Annotated in this window: 19 protein-coding genes; 12 read left to right on the plus strand and 7 right to left on the minus strand. The window is 61.6% G+C overall.

Features of this window, described 5'->3' with window-relative positions; all coding sequences use genetic code 11:
- Window positions 1–113 precede the first annotated feature (113 nt).
- Genes HZC36_08725 through HZC36_08735 form a run of 3 tightly spaced genes read right to left on the minus strand, consistent with a single transcriptional unit; the run spans window position 114 to window position 2347 of the window.
- Entirely contained in the window at window positions 114–398 is a 285-nt protein-coding gene (locus HZC36_08725) for a hypothetical protein (GenBank protein MBI5707057.1), read from the minus strand.
- A gap of 3 nt (window positions 399–401) precedes the next feature.
- A complete protein-coding gene (locus HZC36_08730) occupies window positions 402–1271 on the minus strand; it encodes a prepilin-type N-terminal cleavage/methylation domain-containing protein (GenBank protein ID MBI5707058.1) in 870 nt (289 codons plus the stop codon).
- Complete coding sequence (locus HZC36_08735; protein MBI5707059.1) at window positions 1268–2347, minus strand: LacI family DNA-binding transcriptional regulator; 1080 nt, start codon at window positions 2345–2347, stop codon at window positions 1268–1270. The genes HZC36_08730 and HZC36_08735 overlap by 4 nt, the downstream gene beginning before the upstream one ends.
- A 271-nt stretch (window positions 2348–2618) precedes the next feature.
- Between HZC36_08735 and HZC36_08740 the strand changes: the two genes are divergently transcribed.
- Entirely contained in the window at window positions 2619–3932 is a 1314-nt protein-coding gene (locus tag HZC36_08740) for a GGDEF domain-containing protein (protein ID MBI5707060.1), read from the plus strand.
- Window positions 3933–3952: 20 nt separating this feature from the next.
- Window positions 3953–4723, plus strand: a complete 771-nt coding sequence (locus HZC36_08745) for an adenylate/guanylate cyclase domain-containing protein (GenBank protein ID MBI5707061.1) — start codon at window positions 3953–3955, stop codon at window positions 4721–4723.
- 204 nt (window positions 4724–4927) lie between these two features.
- Here HZC36_08745 and HZC36_08750 read toward each other — a convergent pair whose 3' ends face one another.
- On the minus strand, window positions 4928–5824 hold the full coding sequence (locus tag HZC36_08750; GenBank protein MBI5707062.1) for a hypothetical protein: 897 nt from the start codon (window positions 5822–5824) through the stop codon (window positions 4928–4930).
- Window positions 5825–5862: 38 nt separating this feature from the next.
- Between HZC36_08750 and HZC36_08755 the strand changes: the two genes are divergently transcribed.
- From HZC36_08755 to queA, 3 genes are read left to right on the plus strand one after another with little or no spacing between them, the layout of a single operon-like run.
- Complete coding sequence (locus HZC36_08755; protein MBI5707063.1) at window positions 5863–6090, plus strand: DUF2905 domain-containing protein; 228 nt, start codon at window positions 5863–5865, stop codon at window positions 6088–6090.
- Between the two features lie 16 nt (window positions 6091–6106).
- A complete protein-coding gene (locus HZC36_08760) occupies window positions 6107–6817 on the plus strand; it encodes an HAD-IA family hydrolase (protein ID MBI5707064.1) in 711 nt (236 codons plus the stop codon).
- A complete protein-coding gene (gene queA / locus HZC36_08765) occupies window positions 6805–7818 on the plus strand; it encodes a tRNA preQ1(34) S-adenosylmethionine ribosyltransferase-isomerase QueA (protein MBI5707065.1) in 1014 nt (337 codons plus the stop codon). The genes HZC36_08760 and queA overlap by 13 nt, the downstream gene beginning before the upstream one ends.
- 28 nt (window positions 7819–7846) lie before the next feature.
- Here queA and HZC36_08770 read toward each other — a convergent pair whose 3' ends face one another.
- Complete coding sequence (locus HZC36_08770) at window positions 7847–8353, minus strand: hypothetical protein (protein ID MBI5707066.1); 507 nt, start codon at window positions 8351–8353, stop codon at window positions 7847–7849.
- A 128-nt stretch (window positions 8354–8481) separates the two neighbouring features.
- On the opposite strand from HZC36_08770, the gene HZC36_08775 reads away from it, so the two are divergent.
- Window positions 8482–9174: a PEP-CTERM sorting domain-containing protein gene (locus HZC36_08775; protein ID MBI5707067.1), complete on the plus strand. Its 693-nt coding sequence runs from the start codon at window positions 8482–8484 to the stop codon at window positions 9172–9174.
- Window positions 9175–9249: 75 nt separating this feature from the next.
- Here the strand turns inward: HZC36_08775 and galE are convergent, their stop codons facing one another.
- A complete protein-coding gene (gene galE, locus HZC36_08780; protein MBI5707068.1) occupies window positions 9250–10230 on the minus strand; it encodes a UDP-glucose 4-epimerase GalE in 981 nt (326 codons plus the stop codon).
- 538 nt (window positions 10231–10768) lie between these two features.
- Here galE and HZC36_08785 point away from each other — a divergent pair.
- Window positions 10769–11473, plus strand: coding sequence for an NYN domain-containing protein (locus HZC36_08785; GenBank protein ID MBI5707069.1), 705 nt, complete (start codon window positions 10769–10771; stop codon window positions 11471–11473).
- 237 nt (window positions 11474–11710) lie between these two features.
- Here HZC36_08785 and HZC36_08790 read toward each other — a convergent pair whose 3' ends face one another.
- Complete coding sequence (locus HZC36_08790) at window positions 11711–12529, minus strand: hypothetical protein (GenBank protein ID MBI5707070.1); 819 nt, start codon at window positions 12527–12529, stop codon at window positions 11711–11713.
- A gap of 150 nt (window positions 12530–12679) precedes the next feature.
- Between HZC36_08790 and glmS the strand changes: the two genes are divergently transcribed.
- The 5 genes from glmS to HZC36_08815 all read left to right on the plus strand — a co-directional run bounded on the left by glmS (window position 12680) and on the right by HZC36_08815 (window position 19566).
- Window positions 12680–14509, plus strand: a complete 1830-nt coding sequence (gene glmS / locus HZC36_08795) for a glutamine--fructose-6-phosphate transaminase (isomerizing) (protein MBI5707071.1) — start codon at window positions 12680–12682, stop codon at window positions 14507–14509.
- Window positions 14506–15243: a phytanoyl-CoA dioxygenase family protein gene (locus tag HZC36_08800; GenBank protein ID MBI5707072.1), complete on the plus strand. Its 738-nt coding sequence runs from the start codon at window positions 14506–14508 to the stop codon at window positions 15241–15243. Before glmS ends, HZC36_08800 begins: the two co-directional genes overlap by 4 nt.
- A 126-nt stretch (window positions 15244–15369) precedes the next feature.
- The gene (locus tag HZC36_08805) at window positions 15370–16305 is read left to right on the plus strand and encodes an aldo/keto reductase (GenBank protein MBI5707073.1); all 936 of its coding nucleotides are present in this window, start codon (window positions 15370–15372) and stop codon (window positions 16303–16305) included.
- Window positions 16306–16516: 211 nt separating this feature from the next.
- A complete protein-coding gene (locus tag HZC36_08810; protein ID MBI5707074.1) occupies window positions 16517–18022 on the plus strand; it encodes an Ig-like domain-containing protein in 1506 nt (501 codons plus the stop codon).
- Between the two features lie 428 nt (window positions 18023–18450).
- Window positions 18451–19566: a hypothetical protein gene (locus HZC36_08815; GenBank protein MBI5707075.1), complete on the plus strand. Its 1116-nt coding sequence runs from the start codon at window positions 18451–18453 to the stop codon at window positions 19564–19566.
- Window positions 19567–19672: the final 106 nt, after the last annotated feature.

Here is a 19672-nt window from a genome sequence, read left to right on the forward strand (position 1 = left end):
CGTCCTTTGCATGAAAGCCCCTAGAAGGCGTCCTCGCCCTGAAATCACCCTCGATCAAAATGAGAAGGCGCCCCCACAAAAAGTAGGGACGCCGTTCTTCCGCTCTCAGAGGATTACTGCGAGCCGCCCAGCCGGCCCTGAGGCATGCCAGCCGGTGGCTGGCCAGGAGCACCGCCCATGGGCTGGCCGTTGGGCGGCCCGCCCGCGCTGAGGTGCTCCTTCCTGTACTTTTCGGCAAAGTCGCCAATAGCCTTTTGCGCTTCTGGCGACCTTGGTCCGTCGCCGGATTTGGCGCCCCGGAAGGCGGCCTCATCCTGCTTCGACATGACGGGTTGATTGTTGCAACCGGCAGCAATCGATCCCGCGAGGATGACGAGGGCAAGGATTCGTCTCGTCATGGGTTATGGCCGGTCCCTCAGCCACTTGTTCTTTGCGGGCTGGTTCTGCGGGTCGGGGTTGGTCTGCACCGGGGTCATGGACTTCGAGTGGCCATCCAGGAACACGAAGTTCGTCTTGCCGGCGTGCGTGATGCCGATTGCGCCGTTTCGGGTTTTTGGGAAGGCGGTCCCGTTGTTGAATATCCAGGGGTAGCCTGCCGCAGGGTTCCCATTGGGAATCTCGTTCGGGGCGCACCAGTCGAACCAGTCGACGTTCATGAAGACGTTGCCGCAGAACGCGCTGAACACGCCCATGCTGCCGTTCTTCTGCGCGTCGGCGTTGAACTTGTCCGCGAGCATCACGGTGTCCGCAGGATACGAAACTGCCGTCGCGCTCACGCTCTGCGGACTGATCCAGCTCTGCGCCATCGGAGTGAAGAGGCCAAGCAACAAGCAGGGCCCGCCGTCGCATCCGTTCAGCGCACCGTTTGCGCCATACGACATCGTGACGCCGAGCGCCCAGTCGTATGGGTGGACCCAAGACGGCCAGCCGAAGTTGGAGTCGAACGGGCTACGATAGATGCCGAAGCCGGAGTTCGGCGTGGTTTCGCTTCCGAGGCCCTTTCCGCTCATGTCGCCATTCTTGATGTACGGCACGACTTCAGAGGCCCAGGTGTGCTGCCAAGCTTCGTCCATGCCCCAAACGAGCACGTCATCATAGTCCGTGCTGTACATGATAAGGCCAAGGCCGAGCTGCTTGGTGTTGGAAAGATCGAGCGAGTTCTTTGCCGCGGCCTTGGCTTGCGCAAAGACCGGGAAGAGAATCGCCGCGAGGATCGCGATAATCGCGATCACGACGAGTAGTTCAATGAGGGTGAAACCCTTACGTTTCATAATGATTGACCTGCCGAGATAGACGATGTGGAACCTCGAATATCGAGGCCGCACGGGTAAACGAGTGCAGCGGGGTCGGGCGCGTCTCCATTGATGCTTTGGACGAGCAGGGAGACTGCGCTCCGGCCCATGACGACGAGGGGTTGTGAAACCGAGGTGAGCGCCGGCCGAAGCTGGTCGCAATAAGAAGTCGAGTCAAAACCGATGACCGAAAGGTCTCTCGGTACCTGAACGCCGTATCCGGGCGCGAGATTGAGGAAGGATGCCGCCACGCCATCGCTCGTGCCGATGACGGCCGAATGGCGCAGACCCGAGGCCAGATACATGTGCAAACCGGTGCGGTCGGACCGGATGTCGATGACGTCGCTCTCAGAGGCCCCTAAGCCCCGAGCATTCATCTCTTTCAAGAAGGCGTCCCTTCTGAGCACGGCCTCCCCGAAGAGGTCTTCGCTTTCGAGCGCAAAGGCGATGCGGCGGTGGCCTTGCTGCACCAGGTGGTCGAGCGCCAAATGAATGCCTTGCTCGTTGTCGCAGATTACGGACGGGAACTTGTCGGCGAACTCGCTCGAAGGCGTGTGAATCAACACCAGCGGCACCGAGCAACGCTCGAGCATGGCGCGGTTCTCACCGGAAGGGTAGGTGCTGTACCACACGAGGCCGTCGAACCGTCCATCGGCCATCGCGTCTTCGGGCGTCTGCCCCAAGAGGTGTGGGCAAAACGTTACGGCATAACCATGGGTAAACGCGCCGTCGATGACGCCGTCCATCAGGGCAGCGAAATACTGGGAGGTTCCCGCGAAATGAGGGCGGCCGAAGCCGATGCCGTGGAGCACGCCGATCATCATCGTCTGGCGCTCGCGGAAGAGCCGGGCCATTACGTTTCGCCGGTAGCCAAGGTCCTTCGCCGCCTGGCGCACTCGCTCGGCGGTCGCCTCGCTCACACGAATTGAGGTTGCGCGGTTATGCAGCACGCGCGAAACAACGGTCGGGCTGACCCCGGCCCTTGCTGCTACGGCGCGGATCGTGACCGCCCCCGTCGCTTCTCCTCGATCTGACTTCTTTGGCTCTTGATACATCGGTGTACCAACCGCATTATAGATGAGGAATTCCATTCGTGCAAGCCCCCATCTGCAATCCCGTCAAATCAGGCAGGTTTGAGCCTAAGATGAGCCTCGCAACCATCCCGGACCCTTTCGCCCTGACGATCAACGCGCGCCGAAGTCAAGATATACCGATGTAGCAAGTCTCCTGCTAAGATTGCCGGGAACATGCAAATCAGGCAATTCCGTCATTCGCGCCGGAAGCGCTTCCCTGATATAACGGGCAGGGGACCCTGCACCTTCCCGCATGGATCCCTGCCGGCCCACCTTTGCCGTGAACACCGTCGCCGACCTCGAACTCCTACCCGTCTGGGCCAACCCGGACCACCTCATGGCGTCGGCGCGGATTCTCATCGAAGGCCACGGCCTCCGTGCGCTTGCCGTCCTCGAGGACGGGCAGCTTGTGGGTGTGCTGCCGGCCGCGCGAATGGCGGAAGCGAGACCTGAAGCTCTGGTCCGCGACTGGATGCTCCAGCCTTCGACGGTGGTCGAGGGCAAAGAGTCCATCCGCGACGTCGCGCAGCTCCTTGCGACCAAAGACTGGGACTACGTGCCCGCCACGGCGAAGGGCAAATACCTCGGCATGGTGACCGCCACGATGCTGCTGCCCATTGTCGGCCGCACTTACGACCCCCTGACCGGGCTGAACTGGAGCGACCGTCTTCGCGAGTGGGGAGTGGCGATGCTGCAAGAGGGGCACGAGGTCACCATCCTCTTTGTGGACCTCGACGACTTCGGCGCTTACAACAAAGAGTTCGGTCACGTCGTCGGCGACCGGGTGCTTCAGCGCATCGCGGGGATGCTGAAGGGCGCCGTCGACGAGGCAGACGATCTGCTGGTGCGCTATGGCGGCGACGAGTTTGCGATCGCCTCGATCCGCCCGAGAGAGGCCGTTGAGAAGCTCGGAGAGACCGTCCAGCGGCAATGCGCCGGACTCTTCGTGGGCGACAGCACTGACCCGGTCTCGTTCTCCGTCGGCATCTTTGGTGGCAGGCGCACCCGCGAGCGGGAGCAGATTCACTTTGCCGCCACCCTGGACGCGCTGATCAACATGGCGAGCAAAGCCGCGCTGGCGAGTAAAGCCGCCGCCAAAGCCGCCCGGGAAGCGATCGCCGAAGCGCCACGCCACGTCGAAGCGCGCAGCGGACCCGCTGAGCAACACCGGGATTCAGGGTCGCAAGGGGTTTCGACGGCCAAATCGGGAAACGCGATCACCGTGATCGACGTCTCGGCAGACGGCTTGGGTGAGACACCCGCGTCGGTGACTTTGAGCCTCGGAGGCAAAGTGGCGAGCGGCGTGCAGAGCCGGACCGGGCAGCCCTTGGTGGAGGCGATCGCCCTGGCGACGGCAAAAGCGCTTGAGCGCCTGGGCAATGGCGCAGGTTTTGAACTTGTCGAGGTTCAGCTTCAGGATCAGGATTCCCAGCACCATGTGGTTGTGAAGGGACGGATCGTCCAGGAGTCGGGAACCAGGGAAGTGACGGGCCAGGCCCCTGTGAACGGCGATCTGTACTGGGCCGCCGCCCAGGCCACCATCGCCGCGATTGCGCCAATCCCCTAACCCTGGCGCATACTGCTCCCGTGCCGACGCGAGGCAGCGAAGACTGGTGGAAGGACTATCTGACCCACGGCCACCGGCTGGAGGGAGTGGCCCGGTGGCTGTTTCCCAGGCTGCCGGCCTCGCCAAGGTGCAAAGTCTGCAGCGCCCCGTTCAGGGGTTTTGGCAGGCTGTTGCGGCCGTTCGGTTGGTCGCCCTCGAGCAAGAACCCGAATATCTGCGGCTTCTGCAGCAATCGCTTGCCGGCGGGCGGCGCGGAGGTGCCGGTCGCCGTCTTTGTCGCCGACGTACGCGACTATTCCGGACTCAGTGCTCGGACTCCACCTCTTGAACTCGCTGCCACCATGAGCGGGTTTTTCGACTTGGTGACCCGCGTGCTCCTGGATCACGATGCGCTCATCGACAAGTACATGGGCGACGGCCTGCAGGCGCTGTTTCTTGAGGGGGTGGCGGGCAGGGGGTACAACGAAAAGGCCCTGGCCGCCGCGCAGGCCGCACAGCGCTCTCTTGCGCAGTCTCATCCGGCTTTGAGGGACCTGCCGGTCGGCATCGCGGTCCATTCGGGTGTGGCTTTTGTCGGCAATGTGGGCGCTGTCGGCATGGTGGACCTAACCGCCATGGGCGACGTGGTCAACGTCGCCAACCGGCTCCAAGGCCAGGCGGGAGGGGGGGAGATCATCTTGGGGGGAGCCTATCTGGAGTCGTCGCCGCCTCAAGGCTTCGAACGCGCTTCCTTCGAGCTGAAGGGCCAGCCTGAGCCCGTGCCAGCCTATATTCTGAAGTGCGGGCAATAGCGCAACGGCTCCCGTGCTGCCGGCACTTCCACCAACACCACCATCCACCACCACTCGGCCAAAGGCCACCCTTTCCCATCGCGGGCCCGAAAACCCGACCCCGTCACCCGGAACCCGGATTCCCTTGGGCTGCCGCTCATCCAAAGTCACTCCACTTTCTGAGGGTTCTCCGAACTGCCCTATAGCCCCCATGGGATGGCTCCCCTACCTCACCGATTCCTCCACCGCCCAGGCCTTCATCGCCTGTTCGGCGGGAACCCCTGTGGGCGGAAGCAACTCGAAGACGGAGATGCCCTCCCATCGCCCACGGTCGAGGCCACCTTCGGCAACCACAAAGGGTTGCTTGGTGGACCCAACCCGGTCGCCTGTTCGCAGCAGCCGGCCGCTGAAGGCGCCCTGACAGACACCGAGCAAGAACGAGACTGCCAGAGTCTCCGAACCGATCGGCAAAGCGTCGATCTCGACCTCGGGAAGACCGAACTTCCTCATGCCGAGCGTGAACGCCGTGATCCCATATTCGCGGGGCGCAGTGCGCACCGACACGTGGTCCACCGCCAGCACGGGCTCCTGGTCCGACCGGCTCACCGGAACCTGTTCGGGAAGCAGGTAACGCTCGGACATCGGGTCGGCGATGCAGCCGTCGGTGAGCTGAGCGAACCTCACTGCCAGCCGGTTGATGAAATTGATCGCCGGTGAAACCGCCGCGTCGTGGGAGCGAACGGTGAACTGCGCCAGCATCCAGGTGGCCCGAATCCGAGCGAGCAGGTCGGGTGAAAGCTCGTCGGCCAGACGGCTCATGGCGACAGCCTCGGGGTCGAAACCACCCTCCTCTTTGCTGAAGACCAGCATCTGCAGGACGTTCTTCTTGTCTGGAGAGGCCACCACATAAGACCCCCGTTTCATCGGCCGAGCCAAGTCCTCCTTTGTGGCGCCTTGGGTCAGCGGCGCGCCAAATCCTGCCACAGCACCGGCCTCGCCTTGTGGGTTGACCAACATGAGCAGCGCCGGCAGATGAGCGGTCCCTGCCAGCACGTCCAATTGGAAGTTGCTCGCAATGCCATATCCCGGCCCCTTCGGCGCGGCGAACTTGAACAGTCGCATGATCGTTTGGCGATAGAGTAGCACGTAGAAAGAACGTCATGGACAACCTCGGAAGAACGCTGGTGATCATGGGCCTGGGGCTCGTGGCGCTTGGCGCAGCCGTCTGGCTGCTCCAAGCCTCCACGGGCCTCAAGCTGGGCCGTCTGCCGGGCGACCTATGGGTGCATCGGGAGGGATTTTCGTTCTTCTTTCCGATGACGACCATGCTCCTGATCAGCGCGGTCCTGACGCTCGTGTTCTGGCTCGCCGCCCACTTCAGGCGGTAATCTCGCGCCGCCCGATATGCCTATCCGCGCCATCACCTTCGACGCCGCAGGCACCCTCGTCCGCGTGGGCTGGCAGCCTGGCGCGTTCGGTGTGGATTGCCTTGCGGAACTCGGCATCCCGCACGATCCCCAGGTCGCTGCGGAGCGCTATGACCGGCTGTTCCTTTCGCGCAGGACCGAGTTTGAGGTCGTGAACGCCTCGCGCGACCTGAAGCTGGTGGAGCACTACTGGCGGAAGCTGACCTCGGACTGGATGGCTTCGATCGATGTGCCTCCCTATCGCCTCGATGACGTCCTGGAGGTCGCCGACAGGCTCCTCTACTCCGGCCCGTCCCACTACTTCTCGCTGTACGACGACGTGCTTCCATGCCTTGATCGGCTTGCCCAGGGGGAGCTCAAGCTGGCCGTCATCAGCAACTGGGACGTCTCGCTGCATCGCGTGGTGAGGGCTCTCGGCGTCGCAGACCGCTTCGAGTTCGTACTGGCGTCGCTTGAGGAGGGGGTCGAAAAGCCCGACCGGCGCCTGTTCGAGGTCGCGCTGGAAAAGCTCGGACTCGAACCCGGAGAGGTGCTCCACGTGGGCGATGATCCCATCGACGACGTCTCCGGGGCGCTCGGCGCGGGGATGCAGGCTCTGCTCATCGATCGGCGGGCGGCCACCGACCGGGCCTCGCGCAGGATCGCCAGCCTGAAGGAGATAAGGGGAGCCCTGGATTGGAGCGCCTGAGCGATTATGACTACCACTTGCCCGAGGAGCTGATCGCGCAGGTCCCCCTTGAGGACCGTTCCGCCTCTCGGTTGCTTGTTCTTGACAGGGCCACTGGGAAGGTGTCCCATGGGCGGTTTCGCGATTTGGGGCGTCATCTAGGTCCTGGCGACCTCCTGGTGCTCAACGACACCCGAGTCAGCGCGGTGCGTCTAGTGGGGCATCGGGCGTCTGGTGGGCATGTGGAAGCGCTTCTCACGAAGCGGCTGTCCCCAAACCGATACGTCGCGCTCACCAAACCCGCCAAGCGCCTGCGGCCCGGTACGCGCATCGGCTTTGGCGAGGGGCTCGAGGCGGAAGTGGAGACCGTCGGCGAGGGCGGCGAGCGCACGCTGAGGTTCGTGGCTTCAGGCGATGTCTCAGAGCAGCTCGCCTCGGCGGGGCGGACCCCCCTGCCCCCCTACATCCATACGGTGCTCAACGATCCGGCACGGTACCAAACCGTTTACAGCCGCGAGGAGGGGTCCAGCGCGGCGCCGACCGCGGGGCTCCATTTCACCCAAGGCGTTCTCGACGAACTGCGACGGGAGGGGATTGGCGTTGCCTGGGTGACACTGGATGTCGGGATCGACACGTTTCGTCCCGTCATGGCGGAGGTGCTGGACGAGCACGTCATGCACGGGGAGACCTGCCGCGTCCCGGAGGCGTCGGCGGAGGCGATCGCCCAATGCAGGGGCCGCATCGTCGCCGTCGGCACCACCACCGTTCGCACGCTGGAAACGATGGCGACGGGGCCCCGCCAGGTGCGATCCGGGGCCGAACAATCTAAGCTTTTCATTCGCCCCGGCTACCCGTTTCAGGTCGTGGACGCGATGCTCACAAACTTCCACCTGCCGCGGACCACGATGCTCATGATGATCTCGGCGATGGCAGGGCGCGAAGCCGTGTTTGAGGCCTATCGCCAGGCGATCGAGGAGCGTTATCGTTTCCTCAGCTTCGGCGATGCGATGCTGATTTTGTGATGGGGCCTGCCGGTGTTCGCTCGGCTCTTCACTTGATCGCGTCTGCAGGCGCGACCTTCTTTAGGTCAAATGTCGTCGTGCCCATGGCCTTGCCGTTCGCAAAGCCGATCCAGTCGCTCTTGAGCTTCTCAGGCCCCTGGAACACGATCCTAGCGCCGTGAATGTGGACATCCTTGGATTTCAGGTTCGTAGCCCTTAGGAACTCGAAGTTCAGGACCTTGGCGTCCTTACCGGGCTTGTATACGAGCGTGGGCTGGTTGCCTGCGGCGCAGTAGTGGGTCATGATCAGCTTGTCGCCGTCCATGTGATACACGCTGACCATTTCGTGTGCCTGTCCCGCGAACTGCGTCTCAAACACGGCGCTCCCGGCGCCAGAAACCTTGTAGACCACCTGGAATTTCTGGTCGCCCATACCCATCTCCCAGGTCCCGGCCAGCTTCTTGAGCTGTTCGAACGCCTGTTTGGGGCTGAGCCCCTGGCCGAAGGCGGAGAGGGACGCAAGAGTCGAGAGGGTAAGTACTGCGATTCGCTTCATGGGTTCATTTTATACGAGATTGTAAGGATTGCAACTCCGAAGTGTTGAATCGGAGCCGTTCGATAGGCTACTGGCAAATTTACTGGAACGAACCCAATGAGACCTTTAATCATGGGAGTTGTTGGATAATGGTCATGAGGCACGAGGGGCCTCGGTTTGGGTTAGTTGACCCACCAAAAGGAGATCATATGCGAAAAAACACAATGCGCTACGTTGCGCTGGCGATTGCCGTTTCGGCGTTCGGCCTTGCGCAAGCTCAATCATTTGACTTTGAGGGCGTGCCGGATTCTGGAGGCTACGCCGTTGGCGGATACACCGCTGTCAGCATGACCAGCGGGTCCCAGACTCTGGTAATCACGCGGCCCGGCTCGGCTTTTGATGTGACCGACATGTCCATCTATTCCGGAACCCCGGCGGGCTGGGGCCATCGGACCCTTTCTCCCTTCTTCAGCACGGCCGGCGGCCCTTTCATGCTGAACTTTAGTACAGGGATCACCTCCTTCTCTGTCGAGGTTGGAGACTTCGTGCCTTCGGACGACGATGAAGCGTACTTCAGCGCCTATACAGGTGCAGACGGTACGGGCTCATTGCTGGGTACGTTCACCCTTTCCTTGCCAGGATCGGGCAGCGGGTTCCTGTACGGGACCCTCAGCGCGGGCGGATCCACGCCTGCCATGTCCGTCGTGATGGGCGGTGGGTCGGCGTCCTACCCCGATTCGCTGTTCTGGGACAACATCATGGTGACTCCTGTTCCCGAGCCTGCGAGCATCGCTGGTTTCGGCCTCGCCGGACTCATGCTTCTTGCCCGACGAAAGAAGTAATCGGCTAGGCATTTCAGGACCCTTCTGGCGCTGCGCCAGGAGGGTCCGTTTTGTTTCACAGATCTGTTCTTGTGTTCAGTTCGAATACCCGTTCGGGTGCCTCTGGGCGAAGTCCCAAGCCGATCGAGCCATCGGTTCGATCGAAGTGAACTGCGGCTTCCAGCCGAGCTCCCGCTGGATCAGTTCGTTCGATGCCGTCAGCCTTGCCGGGTCGCCCGCGCGCCGGGGGGCCGACTCCACGGCGAAGTTCACGCCCGTAACCCGCCTAACCGCCTCGATGATCTCGAGATTCGAATACCCAGCGCCGCTGCCGATGTTGAAGGCCCTCGACTTCACCTCATCGATGTGCTCCAGCGCGGCGATGTGGGCGTTGGCAATGTCGATCACGTGCACGTAGTCCCGAACGCAGGTGCCGTCGGGGGTCTCGTAATCGGTCCCAAACAAGCTGAAGCTCTTGCGCCGGCCGAGGGCGGCCTGAAAGAGGATCGGCAGGATGTGAGTCTCGCACTTTCTGGCTTCGCCGAAACGGCTCGACGCCCCGCAGGCATTGAAGTACCTGAGTGAAACGTGCTTCAGGCCGTGCGCCTGGCCGCACCAGCCAAGGATCCGCTCGAACATGATCTTTGATTCGCCATAGGGGTTCACGGGGCGCTTGGGATGGTCCTCGTCGATGGGCGCGTATTCGGGCTCGCCGTAGACCGACGCGGTGCTGGAGAACACGATGCGGTTCACGCCCGATTCGCGCATGGCGTGCAGCAGGTTCAGCCCACCCCCCACGTTGACCTCGAAATAGAGCGCCGGGTTCTCGACCGATTCGCCGACCAGCGAGCGCGCGGCCAGGTGCACGACGGCGTCGGGTTTCGCGACCTTGAGTGCCCTTGTGACAGCTTCGAGGTCGCGGAGGTCGCCTTCGATGAGTTCGGCACGGGGGTCGAGGGCCTGGCGGTTGCCGGTGTCGAAGTTGTCGAACGCGACGACTTGGCGGCCTTCATCCAAAAGGCGCTCGGTGACGACGCTGCCGATATATCCGGCAGCGCCGGTGACGAAAACTTTCATGCAGAAAATGAACCCGCTTGGTTTGTACCTGAGAGGGACTCATGGGGGCGCCCGACCTCCAGAATCCCTGAAATCCTCCAAATACTCGTTCACTTCGGGATTTTCAGTACTTTCCTCACCGGCCATCGTGCATCGCAAATCGCCCACATCTCCAGGCCAGAGTGTTCAGATTCCCTGGAACCTATACTCATCATCGATCTCATGACAGCTTCCTTCCTGCCATTGCTAGGCCCGAGTCCATGGCATTTGGATCGGGCGCATGTTGGCACGGGTGCGACACTGGCTAGGATCCCGGATGTGCAGACCGTCAACCTCTGGAGCTCGGAACACGCATTGGCCATTTCGTTGACGTCACCGAAATGGTAGACATGGCAGTGGGGCCCAGGTCTCATTTGGCCGCGACTTGCTCCGCCTGTTAAAAATACTTGTAGACAAATCTGTCACAACGCCGTATAATAGATTACGACTTGCCGCGCCCACGGGAGCGGCTCGGCTCCGCGTGCGGAGCCATTTTGCTTTTAGGGTAGCATCCGCGCACATGGCGACGGCTGTCTACATTGACGGGTTCAATCTCTACTACGGCCTCGCCAAGCCGCTCGGATGCAAATGGGTGGACCTGCAACAGCATTTCGAGCGACAGTTCCCACAGGACGACATCCTGTTCATCGGGTTCTACGAGGCCTTGGTCACGGGCCCCAATCGAGCCAACCAAGAGGCCTACTTGGATGCCCTTCAGACGAAGCCAAAGGTTCGTGTTGTCCTGGGCGAGATGAAACCCAAAAGAAGGGAGTGCCGAGTAGCAGGGTGTGACTACAAGGGGCCGCGAGACTATCCTGGCTTTGAGGAGAAGCACACAGACGTCAGCATCGCGATCGCAATCGTCGACGATACGCACCGTGGACTTTACGACAAGCTGATCGTGGTGACAGGGGACACCGACATCGTGCCGGCGATAGCCCTGGCAAAGAAGCGCCGGCCCGAACAGCAAATCGTCACCTGCATTCCTGCCCTCGATAAAGAGCGGATTCTGGGAGCCAAACCGCTCGTCGACGTTTCCGACCGGTACACCAGGGTCGACGCTGGACTCTTTCCTCACTGCCAGTTCCCAACTTCATTTCTCGACACAACCGGGGTCAAACACACCCGACCGAATTCATGGCGACAAGCGCCAGGAGACGCTGTGCAGAAGTGGATCAGTGCGCATCGCGACCGCTGGCTAACGAAGATGCCACGATTGAAGTGAAATGACGGAGCTGAATTGGGACGGGAAGGTCAAGGTCGGGCCGGATGGGAAGAAGGTCAAACAGGGGCCGCTACGGGTGGTGCTGCCTTGTGGAATGGCACATCAAGTATGACGAGGTCACGTTGCTGAATATCTACCGGCTGACGGAGTGAAGCAATTCGGAGAATGATCGAACCAAAGTGTGTTAACGCCATGGCACATAATCAGACGGACATCAGAGCATGCACTATACTGTTACTACTTATCACGCAGCGGAGCTGTCGATGTTACCACGACATTCCCAATTACCATACCTGATCTCATATATCTAATACTGAACGACCTGAACTCGCCAGGCTTAACGGACTGCATGCCCTGCGAACTCTCACCGTAGAGTTTGCCGTAAGTGTCATACACCCTTATACTAACCGTTACGTTGACTTCATAAGTACGTCGGTTAATTACAAGGCCTTGGGCTTCAACCCCTTTGCTGTTTCCTGGATTATGGCCTCTTCCTGGATTATCAGATTGACGAGGGATCTGGTACCACTTAAGACCCTCTATGCTCAGTCTGTAATCTGGGAGTCTATCCGCCTTGTACTTCTTCCCAGCATTGTTTGCCCTCTGATCTAGCCCTACCTCCGTTATTGTCTGATCGGCATCACAGGCATATCTTATCAGACAATCCTGAAAAAAGAGGTTTCTTGACTTAGCGAGTTCGCTGGGTTCCAATGGCTCGTTCAAGATGTCAGTCGGCTCGCCATATGCAGCTACAGCGTCACCGATTTTCTTTCCCACATCAACAAGAGACGTCTTCGGATTGGGCTTGTGAGTCACTATCGCTACGACTTTTCCACCATCAAACCTAACCCATAAGTCATACGACTTCCAACTCGCTGTCTGCAGACTCCTAGACGCGAGTGGTCCCGACTTTGACTCTGGAATCCCCAAGACTCCTACCACCGCTGCAGAAGACATTCCTAGTTCAATCCCAGCGATTCGATATGAATGATGCTGCTCTGGCAGAAACGCTAAAGCGACTGAGCTAAGGTATGCACACGCGATGAATGTGACCATTTGCCGGATACCTCCCACGGAATCGATTGCTCCAACAAGACTATCATACACTGGTTCAAATCCGGGCGTCATCAAGCGCAATGCGATGCGCGACTATGTCGCTCCCGAAGCACCTCGCTTTGGGAACCGGCCCCGGGTACCCTAGCCGTCATGTGTGGAATTGCGGGTTATGTGGGCCCAAGAAAGGCGATCGATGTGGTGTTCGACCAGCTTAAGCGGCTGGAATATCGGGGCTACGACAGCGCCGGCATTGCCTTCCTGAGCAACGGCAACATCCAGGTGCTCAAACGCGCCGGCAAGCTCACAGAGCTCGGCAAACTCGTCGGCGAGAACCCACCCGATTCGCATCTCGCCATCGCCCATTCCCGCTGGGCCACCCACGGCGGACCCACCGACGAGAACGCCCACCCTCATTACGACCAGTTCGAGCAAGTCTCGATCATCCACAACGGCATCATCGAGAACTACCTGGAGCTTCGCGCCGAACTCGTGGCCGCCGGGCATCACTTCCACTCCGAGACCGACACCGAGATCGCCGCGCACGTGATCGGGCAGGAATACAAGGACGGCGTGCCCCTCGAAGAGGCCTGCCGCAGGGCGGCGCTTAGGCTCCGTGGCGCGTTCGCGCTGGTGGTCATGTCGAAGCGCGAGCGCGACAAGATCGTCGCCGTGCGCAGCGCCAGCCCCATCGTGCTGGGCCTCGGCAAGGAAGAGAGCTTCCTCGCCAGCGACATCACCGCGCTCATCCCTTACACCCGCGAAGTGGTGATCCTCGAAGACCAGCGCATCGGCGTCATCACGACCGAAGGCATACGGATCCTCACGCTCGAAGGCAAAGAGGAGCCCGTCAAGGTGCTGCACGTGGACTGGGACCTGGAGGCCGCGGAGAAGGGCGGCTACGACCACTTCATGCTCAAGGAGATCCACGAGCAGCCGGAGGTCTTTCAGCAGTGCCTCGCAGGAAGGATCGACGACAGCGGGCGGATTCGGTTCGAGAACATCTTCAGCGAGCACGTGTGGCATGAGATTGACCGGGTGAACATCATCGCCTGCGGCACGGCCTATCACGCGGGGCTCATGGGCAAGTTCATGTTCGAGAAGCTGCTGCGGCTGCCCACGGACGTCTTCTATTCCTCCGAGTTCCGCTACGGCGATCCGGTGCTCTCGCCCAGGTCCCTGGCGATCTTCGTGACGCAGTCCGGTGAGACGGCTGACTCGCTCGCGGCGCTGCGGCTATGCAAGGAGCGGCGCATCCGCACGCTCGGCATCGTGAACGTGATCGGGTCCAGCATTGCGAGGGAGTGCGACCGCACCCTCTTCACCCAAGCCGGACCCGAAATCTCGGTCGCCAGCACCAAGGCCTATGTGGCCCAGGTGACGGTGTTCACCCTGCTTGCGCTCTACATCGCGCAAGTTCAAGAGACCCCCGGTATCCGCGTCCCGGATGCGGTGGCGGTGCTCCGCGAGCTGCCCCACTTAGCCGAGGAGGCGCTGAAGGTCGAGCCCCAGGTTGTCGCGCTCGCGGAGGCTATCCAGGACGCACCGCTCTTTTTCTTCCTGGGTCGAGGCGCCGACGCCTATGCCTCGCTGGAAGCCGCACTCAAGATGAAGGAAATCGCCTACATCCCCACACAGGAATCGCCCGCCGGCGAGATGAAGCACGGTCCGCTGGCGCTAGTGACCAAGGGCGTGGTGGCGGTCTTCGGCGCGAACGACCCGGCGCTCACCGACAAAACCGTGAGCAACATGCAGGAGATCCGGGCGCGAGGCGGCACGGTGGTGGCGGTGACCACGGAGGAATCCGAGGCAGTGCGGCTGGCGGCGGACTACACGCTTCACGTCCCGCGCACCCCCTACAACTTCTTGAACACGCTGCTCTCGGTGATCCCGCTCCAGCTTCTGGCCTATCACATCGCACGGATCAAGGGCTGCGACATCGACCAGCCTCGTAACCTCGCCAAGAGCGTGACCGTGGAATGAGCGTCGAGATCGGCTCGGATCGCCGCGAGCAGATGGCGGTTCTGGGCTTCACCGTGTTCGAACGGCTATTCAGCCTCGACGACATGGCCGGTCTGGCGCGGACCGTCGAGGAGTACGAGCGCCGACGCCACGAGCAGCTCAAGACCGAGGGTGACTCTGGGATCTCGAGGGCCAACGAGATTACGTTCAACGACCATCTGGCCGAGAACGACCCCTTGGTGCGGGCGTTTTGCGAGCGCCAGGAGTTCGTGGACATCACGACGGCATTCCTTGGGCCAGACGTCGACCTCTACTGGAACCAGACCGTGTTCAAGCACCCTGAGGGCGAGAAGATCTTCCCCTGGCATCAGGACGACGCCTACACCGAGGTCGACCCCGCGCCCTACCTAACCCTGTGGCTCGCGATCAGCGATGCGACCCTTGAGAACGGCTGCATCAGCGTACTGCCCGGCTCCCATTTGGGCGGATTGAGGAAGCATGAGTGGACCGACCTCGGATGGACAGGCCACTCGGCCGAGGACCCCGACCAGGGCCTTGCGGTGCCGGTGCCCGCGGGGTCGGTGATCTGCTTCTGGTCCTTGACGATGCACAAGAGTGCCGCCAACCGGAGCAAGGGGATCCGCAAGGCGTTTGTGATCCAGTACTGCAGCCACGGCCTGAAGTACAAGGAGAGCGGCGAAACCGTGCCGGAGCTGTTGCCGATCGCGAGGGATGGGCGGAGCGTGAGTCGGTGAGTGCGTGAGAAGGGGAATGGGTGAGAGGGTGAGTCGGTGAAACGGGGACAGGGCGAAAGGGCGAAACGGAGTGTCCGTGAGGGAACGTCAAGTCGCGCTGGAAGAGAATAGAATCTCCTTGACGCCATGACCACTCTCCAACTCGGCCAGACCGACCTCACCGTTTCCCGCCTCAGCTACGGATGCATGCGCATCGTGGGGACGTGGAACCCCGGAGAGATCACTTCGGCCCGAGCCGAATCGGCACGCGAGGCCTTGATCGCCGCCTACGAGGCCGGCTACACGCTGTTCGATCACGCCGATATCTATTGCTCCGGGGCGTGCGAGGAACACCATGGCCGGCTACTCAAGGATTCGCCGGAACTGCGCCGCCAAACCATCATCGCCACAAAGTGCGGCATTCGGTTTGGCAACACACCGAACCCCGGCGACCCGGGCCGATACGACTTCTCCAAGGACTGGATCCTGAAGAGCTGCGAAGGCTCGCTGAAGCGTCTCGGCGTCGAGACCATCGACCTCTATCAGCTTCACCGTCCCGACGTGCTGATGAACCCGGAGGAGGTGGCGGAGGCGTTCACGGCGCTGCATCGGTCCGGGAAAGTCCGCTGGTTCGGGGTCTCGAACTTTCTCCCGACACACGTGTCGCTCCTGCAGAAGAGCCTGCCTTTCCCCATCGTGAGCAACCAGGTGGAGGTCAGCCTGAAGCGGCTGGACTGTTTTGTGGATGGCACGCTCGACCAGTGCCTGGCAGATGGCATCGTGCCGCTTTCGTGGAGCCCGCTCGGCGGTGGATCCCTTGGGGAGGGCCAGGCCGCGCCCGCCGACGACGCCAAGCGCCTGGCGCTGCTTGAGGCGATGGACAAGGTCGCTATCGCTCACGCTGTCAGCCGCACGGTCATCGCCTTGGCTTGGTTGATGAAGCACCCTTCGGGGATCATCCCGATTGTGGGTTCAGCGAACCCGGCGAACATCGCCGACTCGGCAAAGGCCGACGGGCTTGAGCTCTCGCGCGAGGAGTGGTACACGCTCTACGTCGCGGCGCGAGGCGAGCGGATGCCGTAGGTTTCAAGGTTACGGCTCCGGCTTTTGAGCGCTGTCGGCATAGTAGCACAGGCGAGACGCCTGTGCTACGTCGGCCCGCGGCGGGCGGATGCCCCAAAACCTCTTTCCAAGTTCAATCGGGAACACTTTTGCGCCTTGCTTCTTCAAAGCCCACATACCCGCCGCATCGTGTGAGAAACCTATACACAAGGCGGACCTGGAGGCAAGAAACATGCAGCACTTGCGTTCTCAGATTGCAAAGATCGTTTGGACCCTTGGCGCTCTCAGCGCCATGACTCTCGGAATCCACGGACCCGCTCAAGCTCAAGGCAAGGATGATCCGCCCAAGCCCGTCGGCTGGGAAGTGAAGAGCACCAACACCCCTGGCGGAAAGGGCGAACTCGTCTCGCAAGGCGTCACAGGCAAGAAGACTCCTTACGCCAAGGCCAAGGCCGCCCCCTCGACCGCCGGCTCGGCAGTCGTTAACGTCCTGATCGTCTACTACGAGTCAAAGGAAGACCTCGACAAGGCGAACGAACTCGAAAAGAAAGAGAAGGAAGACGCCAAGAAGAAGAAGGCCGAAAAGACGACAAACTCCGGCGCCACGGCTGTGCCCGACGGCGGCAAGAAGGATGGAGGTAAGGGCGATGGGCAGCCTCAGCCCCCAAAGAAGGTTGATGGCAAGAAGGACCCCGCCAAGCAGCCCGAGCCGCCTCCCGTCATCACGTTCGACCCCCGAACGCACGAGCTAAAGGGCGGCAAAGTGGTGCCCAAGGACCCCAACCAAAAGAGTCTGAAGATGGGCGACCACAAATTCTGTGAGACCCCCGACCGGTTCGAGTGTGGCGAGCACTTCCAGTGGTGGCTGAATTCCCACGAGCACCGCAACGCGCCGAAGACGATCGACCCCGAAATCAAGCCGATGGACCTGAACGGCCAGCCCCGCATCATCATGTCGGGCTCGGTGATCGCCGGGCAGGACGCCATGGTGCGCGTCGTGGATGCTAAGGGCGCTTTCCTCTCAGGAGTGGTCGTTTCGATGCCCGATGGAACTCAAGCAACCACTGACGCCAATGGCAAAGCCACCGTCAAAGCGCCGAACGATTCGGACAAGCTGGTGCTCACTTTGGTGGGCCTCGGCGTGGCGGCGAACGCATGGATTCGGCCTTCCGGCGAGGGCAATGCCGCTCCGCGCATTGATCCGCCCAGCTTCATCCAGCCTGGCCAAGAGGCGTCCTTCGGATGGACCAATGGCGGTGCAAACTCCGTCATCCAGATCGACGGCAAGCCCGTCGAGATCCTTGCCACATCGCCCACCGGATGCGTCGCGAGGATTCCGCAGGACCTCGCCCCTGGAACGCACACCATCGCCTTTTCCGACGGACACGGACAAGACCTCCTGTCTGAAGAGATCTCCATGTCCGTGGACGACGTGAAGCCGATCGAAGCGATCAGCCTATCGGTCGAGCCGCCAAAGACGCTGGTCGTCGGCCAGAAGGCGGTCTATACCGTCCGCGTGTTGGGAACCGACCGCAAGCTCGATCTCACGCTGGCGAACCTGAACCCTTCTGTGGCCACGCTCTCTGGCAAAGCCGCGACCAATTTCGTAAGCACTTCCGGCGGCAAGGACAACCGAGCAAGGATTGAGGTCCAGAGCGCATCCATGGGGCAGATCATGATCGCGGTCCAGATCGCCAAGTCGTCCACGATCGACCCGGCCGCAACGGGCAGCCGGTAGGCGCGCCATAGGGGGCAACCGGGAGCCTTCAACCCCTGCCCCCTTCATCGCCGCGCCCTTCCCTTCCTTGCGACCCTCTAGCCTTCGTTCAACCCAGGCGTTCTCGTCGCCGGGGGAAGCCACAATCCCCTCGTGACCCCGCGCGAACGCTTCATCGCCGCGGGCTCTCCCTCTCCTGCGACCATAGAGCCTTCGTTCACCCCATGCGTTCTCGTCGCGGGGGAGGGTGGCCTTTAGGCCGGGTGGGGGTGCTAGCGAGGGCCGAAGGTTGAGGGTTGAAGGACGAGGGTTGAAGGACGAAAGCCTGGGAAATGCGCCCCCTCACCCCGGCCCTCTCCCCCGCTATTCCAATTTCATGAAGGGCGTCGTCACTGGAGCGCGAGGGAGAGGGAGTTCCCCGGAACCACTCCTTGCGCCACAATCCCCGTGTGACCCCGCGCGAACGGTTCATTTCTGCACTTGAGAGAAGGCCCTATGCCGGCCGGGTGCCCCACTTTGAGCTCGTTTTTTTTCTGACCATGGAGGCGTTCGGCAAGGTCCACCCCAGCCACCGCTACTACGAACAATGGCACCAAATGTCGGAAGCCGAGCGCGAAATGCACCGCAAGGACATGGCTCAGCTCTTCGTGGACACCGCCGAGCGCTTCGAGCACGACGCGATCTTCGTCCACCCCAACCCCGGCGGCGTCGCCGAGGAGATTCGGCTGCTCGACGCGATCCGAGACATCGATGGCGGCAAGTACTTCCTGATGATGCACGGCGACCCGACCTACGCCATCCCCAGCGGCGCGCAGATGGAGGAGATGAGCGTGCGCATGAACGAGGACCCCGAGGCGGTCGAGAAAGACGCGCAGCGGAGCCTGGACTGGCACCTGAAGCGGGCCGACCGGCTGGCGGCCCACGGGGTGCTGGATGGCTTCGCGCTGTGCTCGGATTACTGCTTCAATTCGGGGTGCTTTCTGCCGATGCCGTGGTTCGACCGGTTCGTGACGCCGTACCTGCACGCGAGCTACCGGGAGTATCGGGATCGGGGGTTCTACGTGACCAAGCACACGGACGGCAACATCATGCCGATCCTGGACCGGTTGGTGCCTTCGGGGATTTCGGATTGCGGATTGCGGATTGCGGATTCTGGGACCAGCGAGCCCGGAGCCGAAAGGAACCGAGGCGATGGGTCCGGAACGCACTCGATACCAGGCGGGAGCAAAGTCTCCGAACCCAATCCGAAATCCGAAATCCGCAGTCCGAAATCATCTGCCCTTCCCCACGCCCTCCATTCCCTCGACCCCCAGGGCGGGGTGGACATGGCGGAGGTGGTACGGCTCGTGGGCGACCAGGTGTGCCTCTGCGGCAACGTGGACTGCGGGAAGCTGCAGACCGGCACCGACGAAGAGTGCATCGAGTCGGCGCGGTACGCCCTGTTGCAAGGAATGAAGGCTCCTGGCTACATCTTCAGCACCAGCAACTGCATCTACACGGGCATGGAGCTGGAAAGGTACGAACTGGTAAGGCAGGTTTGGCTGCGGGAGGGGAGTAGGTGCTAGGTGCTGGGCACTAGGTGTTTGGAACGGCGTTTCTCGCAAGGGCCAAAGCCCGGACGAGACCCTGCAGGGATTAAAGGAATACACCCAGGCTCTTGACCACCTCTTG

This window comes from Armatimonadota bacterium (genome assembly GCA_016223145.1).
Classification (GTDB): Bacteria; Armatimonadota; Fimbriimonadia; order Fimbriimonadales; family Fimbriimonadaceae; genus Nitrosymbiomonas.